The organism is Psychrobacter sp. TWP2-1-2 (assembly GCF_049896785.1).
In the GTDB taxonomy this organism is placed as follows: domain Bacteria; phylum Pseudomonadota; class Gammaproteobacteria; order Pseudomonadales; family Moraxellaceae; genus Psychrobacter.
The window spans coordinates 1-19,094 of the sequence record NZ_JAFCVA010000024.1 but is presented as its reverse complement, the minus strand read 5'-3'; the positions used below and the strand labels follow the sequence as shown (position 1 = coordinate 19,094).

17 protein-coding genes and 1 pseudogene are annotated in these 19,094 nt (G+C 44.2%); 11 read left to right on the top strand and 7 right to left on the bottom strand.

Features of this window, described 5'->3' with window-relative positions:
• Positions 1–172 precede the first annotated feature (172 nt).
• Entirely contained in the window at positions 173–376 is a 204-nt protein-coding gene (locus ACP7AE_RS13505) for a CsbD family protein (RefSeq protein ID WP_045443240.1), read from the bottom strand.
• 504 nt (positions 377–880) lie between these two features.
• Here ACP7AE_RS13505 and ACP7AE_RS13500 point away from each other — a divergent pair.
• The 3 genes from ACP7AE_RS13500 (at position 881) to ACP7AE_RS13490 (ending at position 4,025) form a co-directional block, all read left to right on the top strand.
• Positions 881–1,570 (top strand): TetR/AcrR family transcriptional regulator, encoded by a 690-nt coding sequence (locus tag ACP7AE_RS13500; RefSeq protein WP_426243694.1) that lies wholly within the window; start codon positions 881–883, stop codon positions 1,568–1,570.
• A 241-nt stretch (positions 1,571–1,811) separates the two neighbouring features.
• A complete protein-coding gene (locus ACP7AE_RS13495; protein WP_426243692.1) occupies positions 1,812–3,527 on the top strand; it encodes a molybdopterin-dependent oxidoreductase in 1,716 nt (571 codons plus the stop codon).
• Positions 3,528–3,542: 15 nt separating this feature from the next.
• On the top strand, positions 3,543–4,025 hold the full coding sequence (locus ACP7AE_RS13490; RefSeq protein ID WP_426243690.1) for a molybdopterin dinucleotide binding domain-containing protein: 483 nt from the start codon (positions 3,543–3,545) through the stop codon (positions 4,023–4,025).
• Between the two features lie 98 nt (positions 4,026–4,123).
• Here the strand turns inward: ACP7AE_RS13490 and ACP7AE_RS13485 are convergent, their stop codons facing one another.
• Both ACP7AE_RS13485 and ACP7AE_RS13480 read right to left on the bottom strand, forming a co-directional pair.
• Positions 4,124–5,449 (bottom strand): D-amino acid dehydrogenase, encoded by a 1,326-nt coding sequence (locus ACP7AE_RS13485; RefSeq protein WP_426243688.1) that lies wholly within the window; start codon positions 5,447–5,449, stop codon positions 4,124–4,126.
• A gap of 74 nt (positions 5,450–5,523) precedes the next feature.
• Positions 5,524–6,297 (bottom strand): YgfZ/GcvT domain-containing protein, encoded by a 774-nt coding sequence (locus ACP7AE_RS13480; RefSeq protein ID WP_201539467.1) that lies wholly within the window; start codon positions 6,295–6,297, stop codon positions 5,524–5,526.
• A gap of 325 nt (positions 6,298–6,622) precedes the next feature.
• Here ACP7AE_RS13480 and ACP7AE_RS13475 point away from each other — a divergent pair, with 325 nt between their 5' ends.
• From ACP7AE_RS13475 to ACP7AE_RS13465, 3 genes are all read left to right on the top strand, one after another.
• On the top strand, positions 6,623–6,976 hold the full coding sequence (locus tag ACP7AE_RS13475; protein WP_068405853.1) for a zinc ribbon domain-containing protein YjdM: 354 nt from the start codon (positions 6,623–6,625) through the stop codon (positions 6,974–6,976).
• A 76-nt stretch (positions 6,977–7,052) separates the two neighbouring features.
• On the top strand, positions 7,053–8,354 hold the full coding sequence (hemL, locus tag ACP7AE_RS13470) for a glutamate-1-semialdehyde 2,1-aminomutase (protein ID WP_426243685.1): 1,302 nt from the start codon (positions 7,053–7,055) through the stop codon (positions 8,352–8,354).
• A 281-nt stretch (positions 8,355–8,635) separates the two neighbouring features.
• Entirely contained in the window at positions 8,636–10,384 is a 1,749-nt protein-coding gene (locus ACP7AE_RS13465; protein WP_426243683.1) for an AMP-binding protein, read from the top strand.
• A gap of 19 nt (positions 10,385–10,403) precedes the next feature.
• Here ACP7AE_RS13465 and ACP7AE_RS13460 read toward each other — a convergent pair whose 3' ends face one another.
• Positions 10,404–10,742, bottom strand: a complete 339-nt coding sequence (locus ACP7AE_RS13460; protein WP_227676045.1) for a DUF962 domain-containing protein — start codon at positions 10,740–10,742, stop codon at positions 10,404–10,406.
• Positions 10,743–11,200: 458 nt separating this feature from the next.
• On the opposite strand from ACP7AE_RS13460, the gene ppx reads away from it, so the two are divergent.
• From ppx to tilS, 3 genes are all read left to right on the top strand, one after another.
• Entirely contained in the window at positions 11,201–12,727 is a 1,527-nt protein-coding gene (ppx, locus tag ACP7AE_RS13455; RefSeq protein WP_426243681.1) for an exopolyphosphatase, read from the top strand.
• A gap of 227 nt (positions 12,728–12,954) precedes the next feature.
• Entirely contained in the window at positions 12,955–13,758 is an 804-nt protein-coding gene (locus ACP7AE_RS13450; protein WP_055123593.1) for an acetyl-CoA carboxylase carboxyltransferase subunit alpha, read from the top strand.
• Between the two features lie 230 nt (positions 13,759–13,988).
• Entirely contained in the window at positions 13,989–15,584 is a 1,596-nt protein-coding gene (tilS, locus tag ACP7AE_RS13445) for a tRNA lysidine(34) synthetase TilS (RefSeq protein WP_426243678.1), read from the top strand.
• 50 nt (positions 15,585–15,634) lie between these two features.
• Here tilS and ACP7AE_RS13440 read toward each other — a convergent pair whose 3' ends face one another.
• Positions 15,635–16,147, bottom strand: a complete 513-nt coding sequence (locus ACP7AE_RS13440) for a GNAT family N-acetyltransferase (protein ID WP_426243676.1) — start codon at positions 16,145–16,147, stop codon at positions 15,635–15,637.
• A gap of 218 nt (positions 16,148–16,365) precedes the next feature.
• Here ACP7AE_RS13440 and proC point away from each other — a divergent pair, with 218 nt between their 5' ends.
• Positions 16,366–17,199, top strand: a complete 834-nt coding sequence (gene proC, locus ACP7AE_RS13435; protein ID WP_426243674.1) for a pyrroline-5-carboxylate reductase — start codon at positions 16,366–16,368, stop codon at positions 17,197–17,199.
• A gap of 139 nt (positions 17,200–17,338) precedes the next feature.
• The gene (locus ACP7AE_RS13430) at positions 17,339–17,908 is read left to right on the top strand and encodes a YggT family protein (protein ID WP_045452679.1); all 570 of its coding nucleotides are present in this window, start codon (positions 17,339–17,341) and stop codon (positions 17,906–17,908) included.
• A 103-nt stretch (positions 17,909–18,011) separates the two neighbouring features.
• Here the strand turns inward: ACP7AE_RS13430 and ACP7AE_RS13425 are convergent, their stop codons facing one another.
• The gene (locus ACP7AE_RS13425; RefSeq protein WP_201539475.1) at positions 18,012–18,818 is read right to left on the bottom strand and encodes a hydroxymethylpyrimidine/phosphomethylpyrimidine kinase; all 807 of its coding nucleotides are present in this window, start codon (positions 18,816–18,818) and stop codon (positions 18,012–18,014) included.
• 174 nt (positions 18,819–18,992) lie between these two features.
• Positions 18,993–19,094, bottom strand: a pseudogene (locus ACP7AE_RS13420) (IS5/IS1182 family transposase); the annotation flags it as partial.

The following is a 19,094-nucleotide window of genomic DNA, read 5'->3' as shown; positions in this document are numbered from 1 at the left end:
CCCATGTATTATCGGTGAGCACTGTTCTTGCCATAATTTAGAGAGCCCTGTTTGAAATAGTCTCTTTATTTTAAAGCCTTTATACTTACTTTTACAGATTAGGGACACGCCCTAGTAATAAAAAAACCGTATAGGCAATATACGGTTTTTTGTTTTTTGAAATTACAATAACTTAGTATTTATGTTCAGTACGCCATGCATCTACTTCACGTTCAGCATCATCTTTGCTATGACCATAACGTTCTTGAACTTTTCCGACCAATTTATCACGGCTACCTTCAACGTGTAATAAATCATCATCAGTAAGATCAGCCCATTTTTGCTTTACTGAGCCTTTTATTTGGTTCCATTCACCTTTTAGAGTATGTTCGTTCATTTTTATGTTCCTTCTTTTATTATAAAGTTGGTTATTGAGACAATTATTCCATCTGTCTTTAATCGACATTTTACTCAGCTGCTATCAGTACTTATGAATCAGCTAACTGGTGATATCTAATATAAGTGCTCACCATCGCCATGTCTGTATATGCAATGTTGAGAGTGTTGCTCCATTATTGAGATCTGCACAGCTATGTTATGCAGCGTCCATTTGTGTAATGAATGAAGTGTTTTATCAGTGACATACGTAAAGAGGATTAACAAGTCTGGCGATGATTTATAAAAAATGACGTAGTAACACGCTGTAAATATAGGAATAAAAAAAGTAGCTGTCATCATAAATGTGGCGGCTATTTTTTTATGATTGTTTTAGGATGGGTTAAAACGAATTATTAAGAATAAGTAAGGTTAAGCATTTAGTGATAGACTTCTTGTTTAAATGGCTATAGCCTTATAGTTGAAATAACAATTGTTTTATAGATTAAGTTGGGGCAGGTTGATAGTGAATGTACTTAACAGCTTAAGTGCTACAAAACCGGAAACTAAGCGCGAGCTGGCAAAGGCGAAAACGCGTCATACGTTACTAAAAAGTGCCTTGCAGCTGTATAGCGTAGAGGGCGCTTTTGGTATGAGTATGAATAAAATCGCGAAAGGCGCAGGTATTGCTCAGCCAAGTTTTTATAATCATTTTGATAGTTTAGATGCATTGCAGCAGGTGTTAGGCGAGCAACTTAAAGGAAACTATTTATCGCCAATGCGCATGGCGTGGGTAGATATGCTTAAAGACTATCCAACGCTGTCTAAAGAGGATTTCAATGAGCGTTGTCAGAAATGCCTAACATTGATTTTTGATGCCGCCTTTCAAAACATCACTTTATTTCAGCGTTTGCTCGAAGACAGTCTGCGCTTTGATTCAAACATAGAACGTAACGGGTTGGGAAGTCTAATCATAGAGATAAGAGAAGAATGGACTAAAATATTTATAGCGGGGTTGCAGTCAGCCGAGTGCTCTTTTGACGAATCTGACGTTCATCTCTGTGTCGATATCGCTGCCGCCCAAGTACATGAGTTGATATTGGGATATCATCAACAGCGTTATTCACGGCAGCAAGCCATTGAAATGTTGTGCAAAAACTTTGATGGACTTTTTAACAGTTTTTTCGCCAAAGACAAGCGCAGAGTAAATGGCTAGTCATCCAGCTTATCAATGTTGCACTTTGGCTAATTCTCAGTGTTTTTAAGATTGTTAAAATGAGCAAATGTATTAACCTCATAAAACGGAATTTATATAGTGAAAGCAATATAGTCGATTCAATTGAAAAGTAGTACAAGGCAACCGAGTGTAGCTGTATATTTAATACGTCAAGCGAGGTTAAAGCAGTAATACTTTTATAGTGGAATGACTATAGTAAAAAATAACAGGGAGCGCGACCATGGCTAGTGAAAAGAGTCACAAGGATGAACAAACACATTTTAGAACCTGCAATTTATGCGAAGCGATGTGCGGAATTGTCATCAAGCACGATGGAAAAAAAGTATTATCGATTAAAGACGATAAAGATGATCCATTTTCTAAAGGGTATATTTGTCCAAAAGCGACTGCTTTGCAGGACTTGCATGAAGACAGTGATCGCCTGCGTCATCCCGTTGAGAGAACCGCTAACGGTTGGAAAGAGATTGGCTGGGCTGAGGCGTTAGATAAGGTGGCAGCTGGTATTCAGTCGGTACAGAAAAAACATGGTCAAAACGCCTTCGGGATTTATTTAGGCAATCCTAATGTCCATAATTTGGGCGGCATGTTAACCATTAAGCATCTATTAACCAGTATCAAGACGCGCAGTCGCTTTTCTGCGACTTCCATCGACCAGTTACCGCATCACATTGTTAGCATGCATCTGTTCGGGCATATGCTGCGCATCCCTGTGCCTGACGTCAATCGTACCCAATATATGCTCATCATTGGTGGCAATCCGCTGGCGTCTAATGGCAGTATTATGACCGCACCAAATATGCGTCAAAAACTAAAAGATATCAAAGCGCGTGATGGTAAAGTGGTGGTGATTGATCCACGCCGCACCGAAACTGCCGACATTGCTAGCGAGCATCATTTTATTCGTCCAGCGACCGATGTTTTGCTCTTGCTTGCCATGCTCAATGAAATTTATCTCCAAGGGTATGCGGACAAGGCACGCGCTAACAATAATCGAGCGGCGGCGCTCGCGCCAGAGATTGAGCGCATTGCAGACTTTGCCAAAGACTATAGCGCCGAGTCCGTCGCTGATATTACTGGCATTTCGGCAATTAAGATTAAACGACTTGTCAAAGAATTTTGTGAAGCCGAAAGCTCGGTCTGTTATGGACGCATGGGCGTTTCGGTGCAAGAGTTTGGCTTACTGAGTCAATATCTAATCCTGCTGATTAATATTGTCACAGGTCGCTTGGATGAAGTAGGTGGTCTGATGTTTCCCAATCCTGCGGTCGACGTGGTCAATAACTCAGGCCCAGGTTATTTAGGTAAGCGCCATAGCCGCGTGAGTAACTTGCCTGACTTTAATGGCGATTATCCCGTTGTGGCAATGGCGGATGAGATGCTGGTAGAAGGGGCGGGGCAGTTAAAAGGCTTTATGACTGTCGCGGGCAACCCTGTACTCAGCACGCCGAATGGTGAAAAGTTAGATACAGCTTTTGCCAACTTAGACTTTATGGTCGCTATTGACTACTTTGTCACAGAAACCAGCCGTCATGCGCATATCATTTTGCCGCCGGTATCGCCACTAGAGCGCGATCATTATGACGTCACCTTTAACAATTTTGCTGTCCATAACGTCGCCAAATATTCAAAGGCATTGTTTGCTAAGCAAAGAAGCGCCAAGCATGACTGGCAAATCTACTTAGAGCTGGCGAAACGCTTGGATAAAAAAGCCGCCCTTGCAACCAAAGTTGAACGCCTATTAATAAAGGTTTTGGGGCCAAAATTCATGCTCGATCAAGGTCTAAAGCGTGGTCCTTATAAAGGCCTAAATCTAAAGGAACTTAAAAACAGTCCGCATGGGATTAATTTAGGTGCCCTCAAAAGGATGCTGCCACAAGCGTTAAAACACAAAGACAAGCAAATTCATCTCAATGTCGATTTTTATCAAGCAGATTGAGAGCGGGTACAGGAGATGATGCAGGATTATGATGACAAACAAATTCTATTGATCGGTCGTCGTCATGTACGCAGCAATAATTCATGGCTACATAACAGCTATCGCTTGGTAAAAGGTAAGCCGCGCTGTACGCTCATGTTGCATCCTGAAACGGCAAAAGAATACGGTATTGAGGATGGTCAGAATGTAAAAGTTACCTCGCGCGTCGGTAGCATCACTATTGTGGCAGAAGTGACGGACGAGCTGATGCCTAAAGTGGTGAGTATTCCCCATGGTTGGGGTCACGGACGGAAAGGAGTAAAACAAAAGATCGCTCAAGCGCATGCTGGCGTCAGTGTTAATGATTTGACGGACGATACCTTAATCGATCAGCTAAGTGGCAATGCGGCAGTCAATGGCGTACCGGTACAACTGCAAGCAATCGCGCCAGAAGTGGTTGATTTGGAGACCATTGATTCTAATGTTAATTCCGACATTGAATCAGGGAGCGCTGCATAAAATAGTTCTAGAATAAAAGTCTTCCATATAAAGAAAAAAGGCGCTGACTTATAGTGGTAGCGCCTTTTTTACGTTTCTAATTTTTACGTTTCTTATTTTTACGTTACTAGGCCAACAAAATCAAAATCGACTGGCGGTGTCTCACCTTGTATCAATAAACTGATCGCCTTGGCAGAACCGCAAGCATGCGTCCAGCCAAGCGTACCATGACCTGTATTGAGCCATAAATTATCAAAACCAGCATCCATATTATGACTACCATGACGGACTTGACCCCTGTGCGCGCGCCCAATTAACGGCACATTAGAAGGTGTCATCGGACGTAGCCCTGTCCAATATTGCACAGAATTGGCAATGATACCTTTGGGAAACAACTGCTGCACACGGCGGGTAATGGCTGCACAGCGGGTGCTATTTAAATCCAAATTGTAGCCGTTAAATTCTGCCGTTCCAGCGACGCGTAATTTGTCGCCAAGGCGTGATGTCACCAGCTTAAACTCATCATCAATGAGACTGACAAAGGGTGCCAGATGCGGGGCGCGAGGGTTGATTTGATAAGTAGCTGAGTAGCCTTTGGCTGGAAATATCGGCGCATGTATTCCCAAAGGTCTTAGTAATGACACACTATAGCTACCGAGGGCTAGTACATGGCTGTCTGCACTAAAGGTTTGCGCGTTTTCTCCCTTAGGTTGAATGGTAATACTATGTACATGCGGGCGAGCAGAATGGGCGTCAGTGTTTAACGCCAGAATCTCGGTATCGTATAAAAACTTAACGCCAGCCTCGATGCAGCGCTCGGCTAAGCGCTGGGTAAATAAATGGGCATTACCCGATTCATCACGGCTGGTATAAGTCGCACCTTTTAGCTTATGAGCAATAGGGTAAAGCGCAGGCTCTAAGTTAACAGCATTATTGATATCGATGACATGACGCTCACAGCCTAACGCTTGCATGCGCTCCGTTGGCGCAATGGCGGCATTAAACTCAGCTTGATTGGTATAAAAATGCATGATACCGCGCGTTTGCTGCTCGTAATCAATACCGATATCAGCACGCAACTGTTGTAGTGCATCTCGTGAATACAAGCCTAAACGTACCATTTGTACCAGATTGGCATCGGCTCTATCGGCACGGCACTCTTGCAAAAACTGCATCGCCCATTTGAGCTGCGCCTTATCAGCACGCAAGCGATACAACAGCGGCGCATCCTCGCGAAACAGCCATTTAAGGGCTTTCATTGGAGCCGTAGGGTTTGCCCAAGGGGTTGCGTGCGAGACAGATATCTGCCCACCATTGGCAAATGAGGTCTGCATACCGGCAGCAGATTCGCGCTCAATGACGGTCACATCGTAGCCTGCTTGGCGAAGATACCATGCGGTGGTCACGCCCACCACGCCCGCTCCGAGTACCGCAATATGGGTCATAGATTACTCTGCTGCTTTTTTAGTAAAAATGTTTTGAAGAGTGCTGCTTATTACGCGTCACTCATCATGTCGTACTATTTTTGACGCGCAACATCGGCTTGCAGCGCTGGCGGTAAGTTTAATATCGTAAGCTCACTATCGGCTAAATGCTCTGGACGGGCAACGACCAATGCTTTAAAACCATTACCATTAATAGTGTCATCGGTAATCGCATTAACCACATGAATTTTTTCTAGCTTGTCACCGGCTGCTGGCACGTCACCTGCGCCGCTGACATAATGTAAAAACGCTTTTGGCGCTGCCTTAAAATAAATACGGGCAATCACTTCTTGACCAAGATAGCAGCCTTTGTCATAGTCCATACCGCCGCGCTGATGCAGACGCAGCTCTTGTGGCTGAAACAGACCTTGGGTTGCAGCAACTATCCAATAGTTACCAGTGGCAAGACTCGCTTGCATCCACGCTTGGGTATCGGCTGGCGTATTATGTTCCTCTTTATGACTAAAAGTTGGCACGTCATCAAGCACGCAAGGATAAATGGGCGCGGGCGTACTGGTGTCAAACTTTGAAAAGGCACCGAACTTTTTTAAATGGGCTTGAAAAGCCTCAGCACAATCGGCACTGATAACCACATCATAATACTTTTCGGCTTGTTTTTTTATCCACAAACCAAAATCAATGCGACCTTTTAAATTGCTAAGCGCCGTTGCTTGATAACTGAGTCCGAGCTTGGTGACATCAGAGGTTAGCTGCCCCTGCAAGAATTTTTCTGCATCTTCACCTTGAATCGTTAGTTGAACAAATTGTGGCAGTGTTGATGAGAGGGTTGATACGTTTGATTGAGTCATTATTATTATCCTATTCATAAGTCGCTATCGTTATCAGTAGCCATAGCCTCAGATATTGTGGTGAATACTGAGTTGTTAAAGTAATTGATAAAGTAAATATTGAGGTTTTACCATCTAAAAGTACATGGTCATCAAACCAAATTTAGTTAAAGCAGAGTACCACAAAACACCGTGTGATAAAAAACGTCCGCTGCAAGACATGAGCGAATCTATCAATTAGTCACAGCACAGCATTTACAAGCGAAGCGATTGGTGAAAGCCGGCGAGTTACGGTACAATGTTAGCGTTAGAATACACCCAATTTATCACGGCTGACGAGGAAATTATGAGCTTACCCAATTGCCCAAAATGCGATGCTGAATATACGTACGAAGATGGTGCGTTACTGGTATGTCCTATGTGTGCGCATGAGTGGACCGCGGCTGAAACCGATGCGGCGCAAGCTGAAGCGCAAGATGCGGTCATTCGTGATGCGGTCGGTAATGAGCTGCAAGATGGCGATACCGTCACCGTGATTAAAGACTTAAAGGTCAAAGGTTCATCAACTATCATCAAAGTCGGCACCAAAGCAAAAGGTATCCGCCTATTGCCAGATGCATCTGATGGTCATGATATCGACTGTAAACTCGATGGTTTTGGACCGATGAAGCTCAAATCGTCAGTGGTTAAAAAAGCTTAAGTGATTGTTAATTAAGTGATTGTTAATTAAGTTATCGTTAATAAAATAACACCAAAAGAATAAGTAGAGAATAATTATGAGCACTAAAAATGAACAACTCTTTGCGCAAGCCCGCAAACATATTCCTGGTGGTGTAAACTCACCGGTTCGCGCCTTTGCTGGCGTTGGTGGTACGCCTATCTTTATGCACCGTGCTAGCGGCAGCAAAATCTATGATACCGAAGACAATGCTTATATCGATTATGTCGGCTCTTGGGGCCCGATGATTTTGGGTCATGCGCATCCAAAAGTCATTGATGCCGTTAAAAAAGCCGCTGATGATGGTTTGAGCTTTGGTACGCCAACGCCGTTTGAAACCACCGTGGCCGATAAGATTTGTGACATCGTCCCAAGCGTTGAGATGATTCGCATGACAAGCTCAGGTACAGAAGCGACCATGAGCGCGATTCGTTTGGCGCGCGGCTTTACTGAGCGTGACAAAATCGTCAAGTTTGAAGGCTGTTATCATGGGCATTCAGACAGCTTACTGGTAAAAGCGGGCTCAGGGATGCTGGATATTGGCGAGCCGACCTCAAAAGGCGTGCCAGCGGATTTTGCTAAGCATACGATTACCATTCCTTATAATGACCCGCAAGCGATTAAAGAGTGCTTTGCAAAATGGGGTAGTGAGATTGCTTGCGTGATTGTGGAACCAATCGCTGGCAACATGAATATGGTCATTCCGACCCAAGAATTCCATGATACTTTGCGCGCAGAGTGTACCGCCAATGGCGCGGTATTGATTTTTGATGAAGTGATGACCGGTTTTCGCGTTGGGCTTGGCGGCGCGCAAGCGCATTTTGGTATTGACCCTGATTTAACTTGCTTTGGTAAAATCATCGGTGCTGGTTTACCGGTTGGTGCTTTCGGTGGTAAAAAAGAAGTGATGTCCTGTATTGCACCACTTGGCGGCGTTTATCAAGCGGGTACGTTATCAGGTAACCCGCTGGCAATGCGTGCGGGTATTGCGATGTTTGAAGACTTAACCGTTGATGGTTTTTACGCCGAATTATCTGCGAAAGTAGATCAGCTTATTGATGGTATCCAAGCGGCGGCGGACAAGCATGGTATCAATCTGCGCACCAATAAATTGGGCGGTATGTTTGGCATGTTCTTTGTCAAAGACGACGCAACGAACGTACCGCAAAACTTTGATGACGTGACAGAGTGCGATATGACGGTGTTTAATACGTTCTTCCATGGTATGCTCGATCGCGGTATTTATCTGGCACCGTCTGCTTATGAAGCAGGCTTTATGTCAATTAAACACAGCAATGAAGATATTGATGCGTCGATTAAAGCCGCTGACGAGATTTTTGCAGAAATGGCAAAAGCGTAACTGTTTATTCAGGACCTTATTTATTCAGAGCCTTGTTTATTTAAGACCTGTTTCAAATGTATGTAGTTACAAGAACCAGTATGAGAAATCATGCTGGTTTTTTTGTGCCCAATATTTATCCTTTTTTTATTTTCACTATAAAAGATAAAGATTTTTTGACGATGACTGCATAGATTAAAAAACCAAGACTAAGACAATTCCTTCTTTGGGTGATTGCAAAATAAACAATAAATTATGCTATTCTGAGATGAATCAAGACAATTGAGCAAGGACGTCAACTGATGACTACAAGCACTAATGATATGCCTAGCAGTAATACGCCACCGTTATGGCAAGCCTCATATGAGAGATATGGAATAAGAAATAATTTAGATGTATTAGAGGGAAAGCACAACCTGCTAGATTTGTTGCAACCCAAGATAGATCAGCATAGTGATTCTGTAGCTTTTAGTATGGGGTCTGCCGTCCTTACCTTTGCACAATTGGATATTGCCAGCCGCCGCTTTGCTGCTTTTTTACAAGCACAAGGCATCAGCAAAGGCGATCGTGTCGCTGTGCAATTACCCAATATATTGCAGTATGCCGTGGTGTTACTTGGTTGTCTGCGAGCAGGCGCGGTATTGGTGAATGTCAATCCGATGTATACCCATTATGAATTGGCGCATCAGCTGACGGATGCTCAAGCTAGTGTGCTGATTGTCCTCGATGGTATGACCTCTGCTTACGATCAGTTAGATGATGCAGTCAAAGCGCAACTGTCATTGGTTGTACATTGTTCCGTCAATCCGAATGCTGCACCTGCTGATAACGATATTGCTTTGCTTACCCAACTTGAACCGTCAGCCGATACTACTCGTCAATTCAATCAAACCAACCAAACCACAGCCGATAATGCTGTAAACGATATCTCAGAGCATAATATAAGCTTTGCCCATATTATGAGTGCATACCACGCTGAGCAATATCAGCCTGTTACTATCGAGCGTGAAGATTTAGCTTTATTACAATATACGGGTGGCACGACCGGAAAGCCAAAAGGCGCGATGCTCACGCACTACAATGTTATGGCCAATGTTTGTCAGTGTTATGCGATGTTTGGTCATGCGATTGAAGCGGGTCGTAGCGAGCAGATCAAAATACTCAATCCGTTGCCGCTCTATCATATCTTCTCATTTACCGTTTGCGGCTTACTAGGCATTTATGGCGGCTGGGAAGACATACTGGTCACCAATCCGCGTGATATCGATGGATTAGTCAATATCATCGAGCAGCATCGTCCGCATGTCATTCCTTCGGTTAATACCTTATTTATTGGTATGCTGCATCATCTAAAGTTTGCCAACCTTGATTTTAGTCGCTTGGCACTATCTATTGGTGGCGGCACCGCAATTATAAAAGCCGTATCTGATCAGTGGCAACAAGTCACTGGTATGATTATCAATGAAGGTTACGGCATGTCCGAAACTGCACCAGTTATCTCTTTTAACCCACCTGGTATAGATCGTTTCAACGGTAGCGTTGGTCTGCCCCTTGCGATGATGGATATTAAAATCATTGATGAACAGGGTGCAGCTTGTGCAATAGGTACACGGGGCGAGGTTTGTATTAAAGGTCCGCAGGTCATGCGTGGTTACTGGCAACGAGACAATGCAGATACTTTTACAAAGGATGGCTACTTTAAATCAGGTGATATTGGTGTGCTTGATGAACATGGATTTTTGACGCTGGTGGATCGCAAAAAAGACATGATACTGGTTTCAGGATTTAACGTCTATCCAAACGAAGTGGAAGCGGCATTGACAGAGCATCCGAAAGTACTTGAAGTCGCGGTGGTTGGTATTGCAGATGAGCACAGCGGCGAGGTACCCAAAGCGTTTGTGGTTAAAAAGGAGTTGAGCCTAACGGTAGAAGAGTTACAAAGCTTCGCAAGCGAACGTTTAACAGGTTATAAACGCCCGCAGTCATACGAGTTTATCGATGAATTGCCCAAAACTGCGGTAGGAAAAATATTACGTAAGTCTTTACGTTAGTTGAGGTAGTGGCGAGTTATTATCGCCCGATTTTATCAAATTTACGGTCTTTTAAGCTGAGTCTACCGCGTAGGACATCACTGTACATACGAAAGTCGCTAGCAAAGCTTTTTAAAGGAAATTTGAACGAGGCAGGTTTGTTTTTTTCAAAGAAAAAATGACCGACCCAAGCGCAAGCATATCCAGCAGCGATGCCTTTGAGTAATGGTTTTGGCGAAGCAGTTTTGACCGACTTTGCGAGTCCCAATAAGCCAAAGCTACTACCGGCGAAATGTAAGCGGCGACAAGCCATGTTTTGATGTTCAGCTAAATAGAAGTCATAAAATTTCTGCTTTGTTGGGCTGACGGTTGTCATCATGTTTTTTTTAGCATTGCTGACCGCTTGAGCATCGGCGTTTTTGGTAGTGTTTTGTGTGGTCGTTTGATTCATTTGTTTAGCTTCCTTGCTAATCGTTTCTTGAGTATAGATATTAGGGGGCTTTCTGTTTTAATAAAGCGGCTGGCGCTCATTAAGTGACTGTTATTTATTATAATATTGGTCGTTTTTAATGTAGCAAAACGCTATCCTTAACACAAGCAATGGATGTTTATGGCGCATTTGTTATTTTGTTGATGATGCGCTTGCTGCTTAATTAGCATTTGGGTCACTTGCCAGTGTTTGGCATAAATGCTTTAATGGCGAAAATTACGTCAAATACGTGAGCCGCTTTGCGTAAATGGCTCTATTTGGTGCAGCTACGATGTTTATATGACCCAATCATCTGATTTTTAGCGCATATCCTCTCCCTTTTATCCAACACGGTAACGATTCCTCTTATGCCTATTGACTACCTTACAAATCCGCCGCTTGCTGATGATGAAATGATGGCAGCCATTGATATCGGTTCCAATAGTTTTCATCTGGCCATTGCGCGTCTTGACCATGGTGAGGTGCGAAAAGTCGTTTCTATGTCTGAAAAAGTCCAGCTCGCCGCAGGCTTGGATGAAAATAATATCTTAAGTGCGGCAGCTGCACAGCGAGGTCTTGACTGTTTGAGCCGATTTGTGGCGCGTTTGGATTCGGTACCACCCGAACGCATTCGCGTGGTTGCGACCAACGCTTTACGCCAAGCCAAAAATGCCAATGACTTTATTGCCCGTGCCAATAAAATATTGCCGAAACCTATTGAGATTATTGCGGGACGAGAAGAGGCACGCTTGATTTATTTGGGCGTCTCACACACCAATGCCAGTAGTGACAAGCGTTTGGTCATCGATATTGGTGGTGGTTCGACAGAGTTTATCATTGGTCAAGAGTTCGATCCGCTATTGACCGAGAGTTTGCAGATGGGCTGTGTCGCCTTTACCCAGAAGTACTTTGCCGATGGTCAAATCACGAAAGAAGCCTTTAATAATGCGATATCAGCCGCTCGCAAAGAAGTGTTAGCGATTCAGGGTCGTTATCAAAAATTGGGCTGGAGTAGTGTGGTTGGCTCGAGTGGGACGATTAAAGCGGTACGTAATGTGCTGGTCTCTAAGGGCTGGGCTGATGAGCAAGAGCGCATCACTTATAAAGGTGTCAAAAAGTTAGAGAAACTGTTGCTTAAAATTGGCAACGTCGATGACATCGATTTAGAAGGCGTTAAGGAACATCGCAAAGCCGTCTTCCCAGCAGGCGTTGCGGTACTGCGTGCGGTTATGAAAGTGCTGGGTGTCGATACCATTACTTACTCAGATGGTGCACTACGTGAAGGTGTGATGTACGACATGCTTGGACGCTTTGCTAGCGAAGATGTTCGTGACCGCAGTGTGCTGGCGCTGATTAAGCGTTATTCGGGGGACAAAAAACAAGCCAAACAAGTGGTGAAAACCAGTCGTCATTTATTTGAGCAAGTGAAGGAAAAGCTCGCCCTTACCAATGATGATTGTGATTTACTCAGACGTGCGGCTTTCTTGCATGAGATAGGATTGGCCATCAGTCATAGTAGTTATCATAAGCACAGCGCGTATTTGCTTGAGTATTCTGATATTCCAGGATTCTCGCAAGTCGATCAAAAGCGCATGGCACAGCTGATGCTCAATCATCGTCGTAAGCTCAAGGCTGATATGTTAGAGCAGACCTGTACTATCGGTGGTAATCAGCTCGTTTATCTTTGTCTGCTGCTACGCTTAGCTGTACTGGCGCATCACAGCCGCAGCGATTATGAATTACCAGAATTACAGTTACAAGCCATGGACGATAATTGCTGGCAAATCACCGTTGCCGATAGCAGCGAGCATTACGCTTTCTTATTGCCGGATCTGCATACTGAGATTGAGCAGTTTGCTAAATGGGGCGTGACGCTGAGCGTGGTTGAGGGCTAGATAGCGCTGGTTTGTACTGAGCGATCAACACGATGCCGTTACTATTGTAATGAGTATGCTATAGATTAACGTAACAAAAGCGGTTTTGTCAGTAATGTCATGCCATTTAAGATGTGCTACTATAGCTTCTATTGAGTTTACAACTGTACTTTCATTATCTAAAAATCGATAACGATATTATTCTTAAACATAAATACATTAAGTATAATTATTAAAGGGAAGCGTCTATGAGCACTGTCTGGGATAGTGTGCAGCTTGCACGGCACGCCAAGCGTCCATTATTTATGGACTATGTTAATCAGCTGTTTACCGAATTCGATGAGTTGCATGGTGACCGTGCCTTTGCCGATGACAAAGCCATTCTTGGTGGTCTGGCGCGTTTTGATGGTCAGCCAGTGATGGTGATTGGTCAACATCGCGGTCGCAGCACCCGTGAGCGTATTGCTCATAACTTTGGCATGGCCAATCCTGAAGGCTACCGCAAAGTGATTCGTTTGGTCAAAATGGCTGAGCGTTTTAATATCCCTGTGATGACCTTTGTCGATACCCAAGGCGCTTATCCGGGTATTGGCGCTGAAGAGCGCGGACAAGCGCAAGCCATTGCCGAAAGTATCGCCGTTTTCTCTAGCCTAAAAGTGCCTATTATCGTGACTATCATCGGTGAAGGCGGCTCAGGTGGGGCGTTGGCTATTGGCGTTGGTGACAAAGTAAATATGCTACAAAATAGTATTTATTCGGTTATCTCTCCGGAAGGCTGTGCCTCTATCCTGTGGAAAACGGCTGAAAAAGCACAAGACGCTAGTGAAGCCTTGAAATTAAACGCGATTAATTTATATCAGATGGGGCTGATTGATGCCGTCATTGAAGAAGGTGAAGGCGCACATATCAAGCCGCAACCAGTCATGATCGCCTTGAAAGCACTTATTGCTGAGCAGTTAGATGAGATTAAAGATTTAGACGCACACGCGCGTTGTGAGCTGCGTTATGAGAAGCTGAAAACCTTTAACTCAGAAGTGATGTTGCCTGCTTAATTGGTCGCTATGACACCTCTGTTACAAAGCCTCTATTCATGGACACAAAGCTTTTCATATTAGAGACTGAGTCTTAATGCTAAAATAAAAACGTGTCATTTTATGGCGCGTTTTTTTGTGGCTGTTAATATAGGTGCTAACTGACGCTGTAACTGATGTCGTAGCTGACGTATAAGCTGATTCATTTATATGTCAATTCATGTATGCATGCTAAATAAATAAGGCTGATTATGACCAGCAGTGCAATCCTCTCTCATCCTATTAAGCCAATCGCAGACTTGCCTGTCGATGCCGATCTGGCACAAGCATTATTGAGCAGTATGGTTGAATACGGTGAACAGCTGCACGGTCGACGGCTTTGGCTGGCGTGTAGTGGTGGTCGTGATTCATTATCACTGGCTACGCTGTGTGTGCAGCTCTATCGCCAAGGTAAGTTACCATTTTTGCCACAATTGCTGCATGTCAATCATGGTTTGCAAGCAGATAGTGACACTTGGGCGATGCATGTCGCTCATTGGGCAGCAGTGCAGCAGATACCGTGTCGGATTTTACGTGCGCAAGTGAATGGTCATGATGAGCAAGCTGCAAGGCAAGCTCGTTATGATGTCATGCGAGCGCAACTCAATCAAGATGATGTATTGCTCTTAGCGCATCATGCCGATGACCAAGCAGAGACGGTGCTGATGCGGCTGATACAAGGCGCTGGGGTGAATGGTCTGTCGGGTATGCAGCCGTGGCGTATCCAAACGCAGGGCGCACAACGTATGGCATTATGGCGACCTTGGCTGACGGTCAAACGCGCCAACATCAGCAATTATGCTCAGCGCCTAAAGCTCCCTTATATCGATGACCCAACCAATGATGCTGGCGAGAATGTACGTAGTGGGCTACGCCTTGACATCATGCCCGTATTGGCGACCTATAATTCTAATGTCATTGACAATATCGCCCGTAGCGCACAGCTATTGCGTGATGCCCAATTAATAATCAATGCACAAGCGGCAGAAGATTTACAGCAGATAGAGGTAGCATCATTACAGCTATCGTCTGCCCAGCGTGTGCTAAATATAGACAAGCTACAAGCATTACCCATTTATCGTCAGCGCCAACTATTGCATCATTGGCTCGGTCAAGATGAACCGTTACCGCCTGCTAAGCAGCTGGTCGATGATGTATTTATGCTAAGCCGACGTGAAGATCCTGATCACCAAACGGCGCTTTTTTGGCAAGCTCGTAAGCAGTCCTATACGATTTGCCGCTACCGTCAGCAGCTTTACCGTTTGAGCAGTGAGTGGAGCAAGTGGTTAGCATTACCGCTTACCAAACAGATTCAACCCTTATCTGATTTTGTTGTGGCTGATGCTGATGCTGATTCAGCGGCTGCCCAGCCTATATCAGTTACCTTACGCAGGGATAATAACTTTATTTGGCAAGTGCAAATGATGCCAAATGCCTTAGCAGAGCTATTAGACAGCGACCAAGATGGTGATGAGAAGTTTAAGATTACCTTTGCACCATTAGGTCGTCAGCAGCGTGTGCAAACTGCATTGGCATCACGTCCACAAGTGGGCAAGAAACTATATCAAACGCTTGGCGTGCCCGTATGGTTGCGAGAGAGTTTGGTGTTGGTCAGTGCCGTATCCGTACAGCAGAATAAAGAGTGGCCATTATTGCTGGTTTCACCTTTTGAGCGCTGGATACTAGGGACGAGTAGATCGCTAACAGACACGACAGAAAATATTGGCGTTTTAGACAGTGCTATTAGAAGCAATGTTATTAGAAATAGTGCTATTAGAAACAGTTTAAGCATCAATAACGCTTTTTAATATTTGTAACCTAAGCCTTTTAGGAGGTCAGGTTATCTAGGGCTAGGTCATCAAGCCATCAGAGCATCAAGTTTTCTAACCATTTTGATATCTATTATTTGCGTGCTTTTGTAGCATTCTTCACTCTTTTCGCCATTACCTACAAAGCCAAATTTTTGATAGAAATCAATAGCAGCCACATTGTTTGCTAATACCCATAAATAAAAATGGGCATGGATATGAGATTCTAAGAGGGCTTGTAATGATGCTGTCATTAATTGAGTGCCTATACCCAATCCTTGGTAGTCGGGCAAAACATACAACGTGGTAATTTCATAATTTTTATTATTAATGAAGTAGCCAATAAACCCCAAATTATGATGATAAGCATCATATGCTATCCAGACAATAACGTCAGGATGCGCCATTAACTCCTGCCACATTTTTGTCTTATTACATAAGTTGTTTTTATCATTGATATAGGACACTGGTAGCAAATCTAAATAGGCGGCATGCCAACTTTTGAAATGAATGTTAGCAATGTCTGCATAATCCTCTGGGTTGGCTTTACGAATGAAAAACATAGTACTCTCCGTCACTGATTTTATATAATGCCCTTGTTAATCTAACCGTTTGGTTGTGCCATAGTCCATGGCAATTAAGTGATTCAACGGAGCTTACAGCCGGGTTAGATGCCGTCAATTTATCAAACGATGCCAGTAGCAGTATGGTAAACTGAGTGTCATTTTACCTATCATTATGTTAGTTTGAATACCTTTGGATTTTTGAATAGGAGACATGTATGTCAGTATTAGATAATAAGAAAATCAGCTTTATCGGTGGCGGAAATATGGCGCAGGCTTTGATTAGCGGGCTTGTCAGCTGCGGTGTCAAACCGAGTTTAATTACCGTTGCTGATCCTAGCGGTGAAGCACGCGAGCAATTGGCTGCTAAAGGACTGAACACGGTGGATCCAACTGCTGATGCAAAAGCTGCCGTTATCGATGCTGACATTGTGGTGCTGGCGGTCAAGCCGCAAGTGATGAAAGCGGTAGTCAGTAGCTTTGCGGATGTCTTAGACAAGCAGCTGGTGATTTCAGTGGCAGCAGGTTTGTCGACTGAGCTTTTATCTGACATGTTGGGTGGCTATGACAATATCGTCCGGGCGATGCCAAATACCCCTGCAATGATTCAAATGGGCGCAACGGGTCTGTACGGTACTGATAATATTTCTGCTGAACAAAAGCAGTTAGCAACGGCGGTGATGGAAGCATCAGGATTGGTCATGTGGGTCGATAATGAAGAACATATGCATGCGGTAACCGCCGTATCAGGATCAGCGCCAGCGTATATGTTTTACTTCATTGAATCCATGATTGACGGGGCAGTGGCTTTAGGTTTGGATAAAGAGCAGGCTTCAGCGCTCGCTATGCAAACCATGCTAGGCGCGGCAAAGATGGCGATGAATAGTGAGGATGCACCTGCTGAATTGCGTCGCAAGGTCACCTCGCCAAATGGGACAACCCAAGCCGCCGTTGAGTCAATGCAAGCCAACGATATCGGCGGTCAAATCGTTGAGGCTATGCAGGCTTGCTATGACCGTAGCCAAGCCTTGAGTGAAGAGATGAGTAAATAATCATCCCTATATCAGGCGCGTTATTTGCTACAAGCGAATGACGCGCCTGAGCTGTAATACTAAGCAGCAATACCAAGCACCTAGTAATGACAGTCGTCATCCCAAAACCTGTTAATAATGTCACATTGAGTAGCACTTCATGAACAACATGTTATTTCAAATCTTTGATTTGGTCACCACCTTCGCCATGATGTTGGTGTTTATTCGCTTTATGCTGCAATTTGCAGGGATGGATGCCAGCAACCCCATGATTGCGCCTGCCTATAAAGCAACGCACATTGTCGATGTGTTTGGGCGTATTTTTCCAACCGTCGGGCAAGGGCGTATCAGTATTGCGGCTATCGTCCTGATGTTTTTGATTCGTTTGATCGATATCTCTGGAAAAGCAGCACTGACCCATAAAGGTATCGCTCCTGTACCGTTATTTTTTACTGGTACTATCAGCTTGGTATTAGACTTTTTACGTATGTGTCGCTATCTCGTCATTGGTTCCATTATTGTCAGCTGGATTGTGGTCTTTACCCAATCTCAGCATCCGATTATTGGTATCATTGTCGATTTAGCGGAGCCAATCTTGGCACCATTTCGTCGAATCACGCCAAACTTGGGCATGATTGATTTATCACCAATGGTCGCCTTCATTGCTTTTATTTTGCTTGAGATGTTTATTGGTGGCTTTGCCGCGAGCTTCATGCCAATGTTGGGTTGAGCTGGATTAATGGTCACTTGAAAGCTGTTAGCTAAAATTACCAATAGCTATCTAAAAAAGGGCGCTCTACGAGATATAGAGCGCCCTTTTTTTTATTGCTTATTTAGAGGTTATGCTGAAAGTCTATAAAACGATTGGGTATTAATTGTGCTTGCTCATTATTAGGGTGCGGTGCATCAGCGGCACGCAGCGTCTGGGTAATCCAGCTGTCTGCTGCCCTTACTGCATCGATAAGCGCATCACCCATTGCTAAGCGCCCAGCGATAAAGCTGGCAAGTGAACAGCCAGAGCCATGAAATTCGCCCGTTAAGCGCGGCAAGGTGCTTTTATGTACCATCTCACCCTTTATATACAAATACTGCTCTATATCGCCGCTATCAAAGTCATGTGAGGTCTTTACCAATACAGCATAGGTGCCTTGGGCGCATAGTTTTTGCGCGCCAATATGTAAGTCTTGCTCACCGCTTAATGCGCGTAGCTCATGAGTATTCGGTGTGATAAGGGTCGCGTATGGTAACAGCTTCCTAAATGCGCTAACGAGCGTCTTTTCATCGCCCAAACTGCCACCACTATTGGCAACCAATACGGGATCTAATACAAATGGCGTATCAGCGGCGATAAGGCGCTCGGCAAACAATTGAGTCAGCATAGCGATATTATCAGTCGTACCCAACATACCTGACTTAATAGCTGCAACAGGCAAATCATCGAGCACTGCGGTGGCCTGATCCTTTACCAAATTTGCTGCACAAGCTTCAAAACCAAAGACTTGCTGCGAGTTTTGTATGGTAATAGCTGTACAAGCAATGGCAGCATGCGCACCTGCTTGACCGATGGCTTCTATATCCGCTTGTAATCCAGCGCCGCCTGAGGGGTCTAATCCTGAAAAACACAGTACCACTGGTCGCATAAAAATTCCTTTGACATAATCTAAAATGAGTAACAAATACTATAGACACCCACTGCTAAAAAAGCCATAGTAGGTGAGAGATGGTACATAGACAATCCATCCATTAATCAATCAATTAACAACAACCTAAAGCGTGCTGACTAACTTAAACATCGTTTTTACTAGGGCGTGTCCCTAATTCAGTTTGCAATGAATCATAGTACAAGCTAGATACAGCATAGACTTATAATTACGAGCCAATTTCTCGTATCTAGTCGCAATACTACGGAAGTGCTT

Excerpts from the sequence above, each read along its gene's own strand:
- ACP7AE_RS13505 (WP_045443240.1), bottom strand. The coding sequence starts at position 376 with ATGAACGAACATACTCTAAAAGGTGAATGGAACCAAATAAAAGGCTCA.
- ACP7AE_RS13495 (WP_426243692.1), top strand. The coding sequence starts at position 1,812 with ATGGCTAGTGAAAAGAGTCACAAGGATGAACAAACACATTTTAGAACC.
- ACP7AE_RS13490 (WP_426243690.1), top strand. The coding sequence starts at position 3,543 with ATGATGCAGGATTATGATGACAAACAAATTCTATTGATCGGTCGTCGT.
- ACP7AE_RS13485 (WP_426243688.1), bottom strand. The coding sequence starts at position 5,449 with ATGACCCATATTGCGGTACTCGGAGCGGGCGTGGTGGGCGTGACCACC.
- ACP7AE_RS13480 (WP_201539467.1), bottom strand. The coding sequence starts at position 6,297 with ATGACTCAATCAAACGTATCAACCCTCTCATCAACACTGCCACAATTT.
- ACP7AE_RS13475 (WP_068405853.1), top strand. The coding sequence starts at position 6,623 with ATGAGCTTACCCAATTGCCCAAAATGCGATGCTGAATATACGTACGAA.
- hemL (WP_426243685.1), top strand. The coding sequence starts at position 7,053 with ATGAGCACTAAAAATGAACAACTCTTTGCGCAAGCCCGCAAACATATT.
- ACP7AE_RS13465 (WP_426243683.1), top strand. The coding sequence starts at position 8,636 with ATGACTACAAGCACTAATGATATGCCTAGCAGTAATACGCCACCGTTA.
- ACP7AE_RS13460 (WP_227676045.1), bottom strand. The coding sequence starts at position 10,742 with ATGATGACAACCGTCAGCCCAACAAAGCAGAAATTTTATGACTTCTAT.
- ppx (WP_426243681.1), top strand. The coding sequence starts at position 11,201 with ATGCCTATTGACTACCTTACAAATCCGCCGCTTGCTGATGATGAAATG.
- ACP7AE_RS13450 (WP_055123593.1), top strand. The coding sequence starts at position 12,955 with ATGAGCACTGTCTGGGATAGTGTGCAGCTTGCACGGCACGCCAAGCGT.
- tilS (WP_426243678.1), top strand. The coding sequence starts at position 13,989 with ATGACCAGCAGTGCAATCCTCTCTCATCCTATTAAGCCAATCGCAGAC.
- ACP7AE_RS13440 (WP_426243676.1), bottom strand. The coding sequence starts at position 16,147 with ATGTTTTTCATTCGTAAAGCCAACCCAGAGGATTATGCAGACATTGCT.
- proC (WP_426243674.1), top strand. The coding sequence starts at position 16,366 with ATGTCAGTATTAGATAATAAGAAAATCAGCTTTATCGGTGGCGGAAAT.
- ACP7AE_RS13430 (WP_045452679.1), top strand. The coding sequence starts at position 17,339 with ATGAACAACATGTTATTTCAAATCTTTGATTTGGTCACCACCTTCGCC.
- ACP7AE_RS13425 (WP_201539475.1), bottom strand. The coding sequence starts at position 18,818 with ATGCGACCAGTGGTACTGTGTTTTTCAGGATTAGACCCCTCAGGCGGC.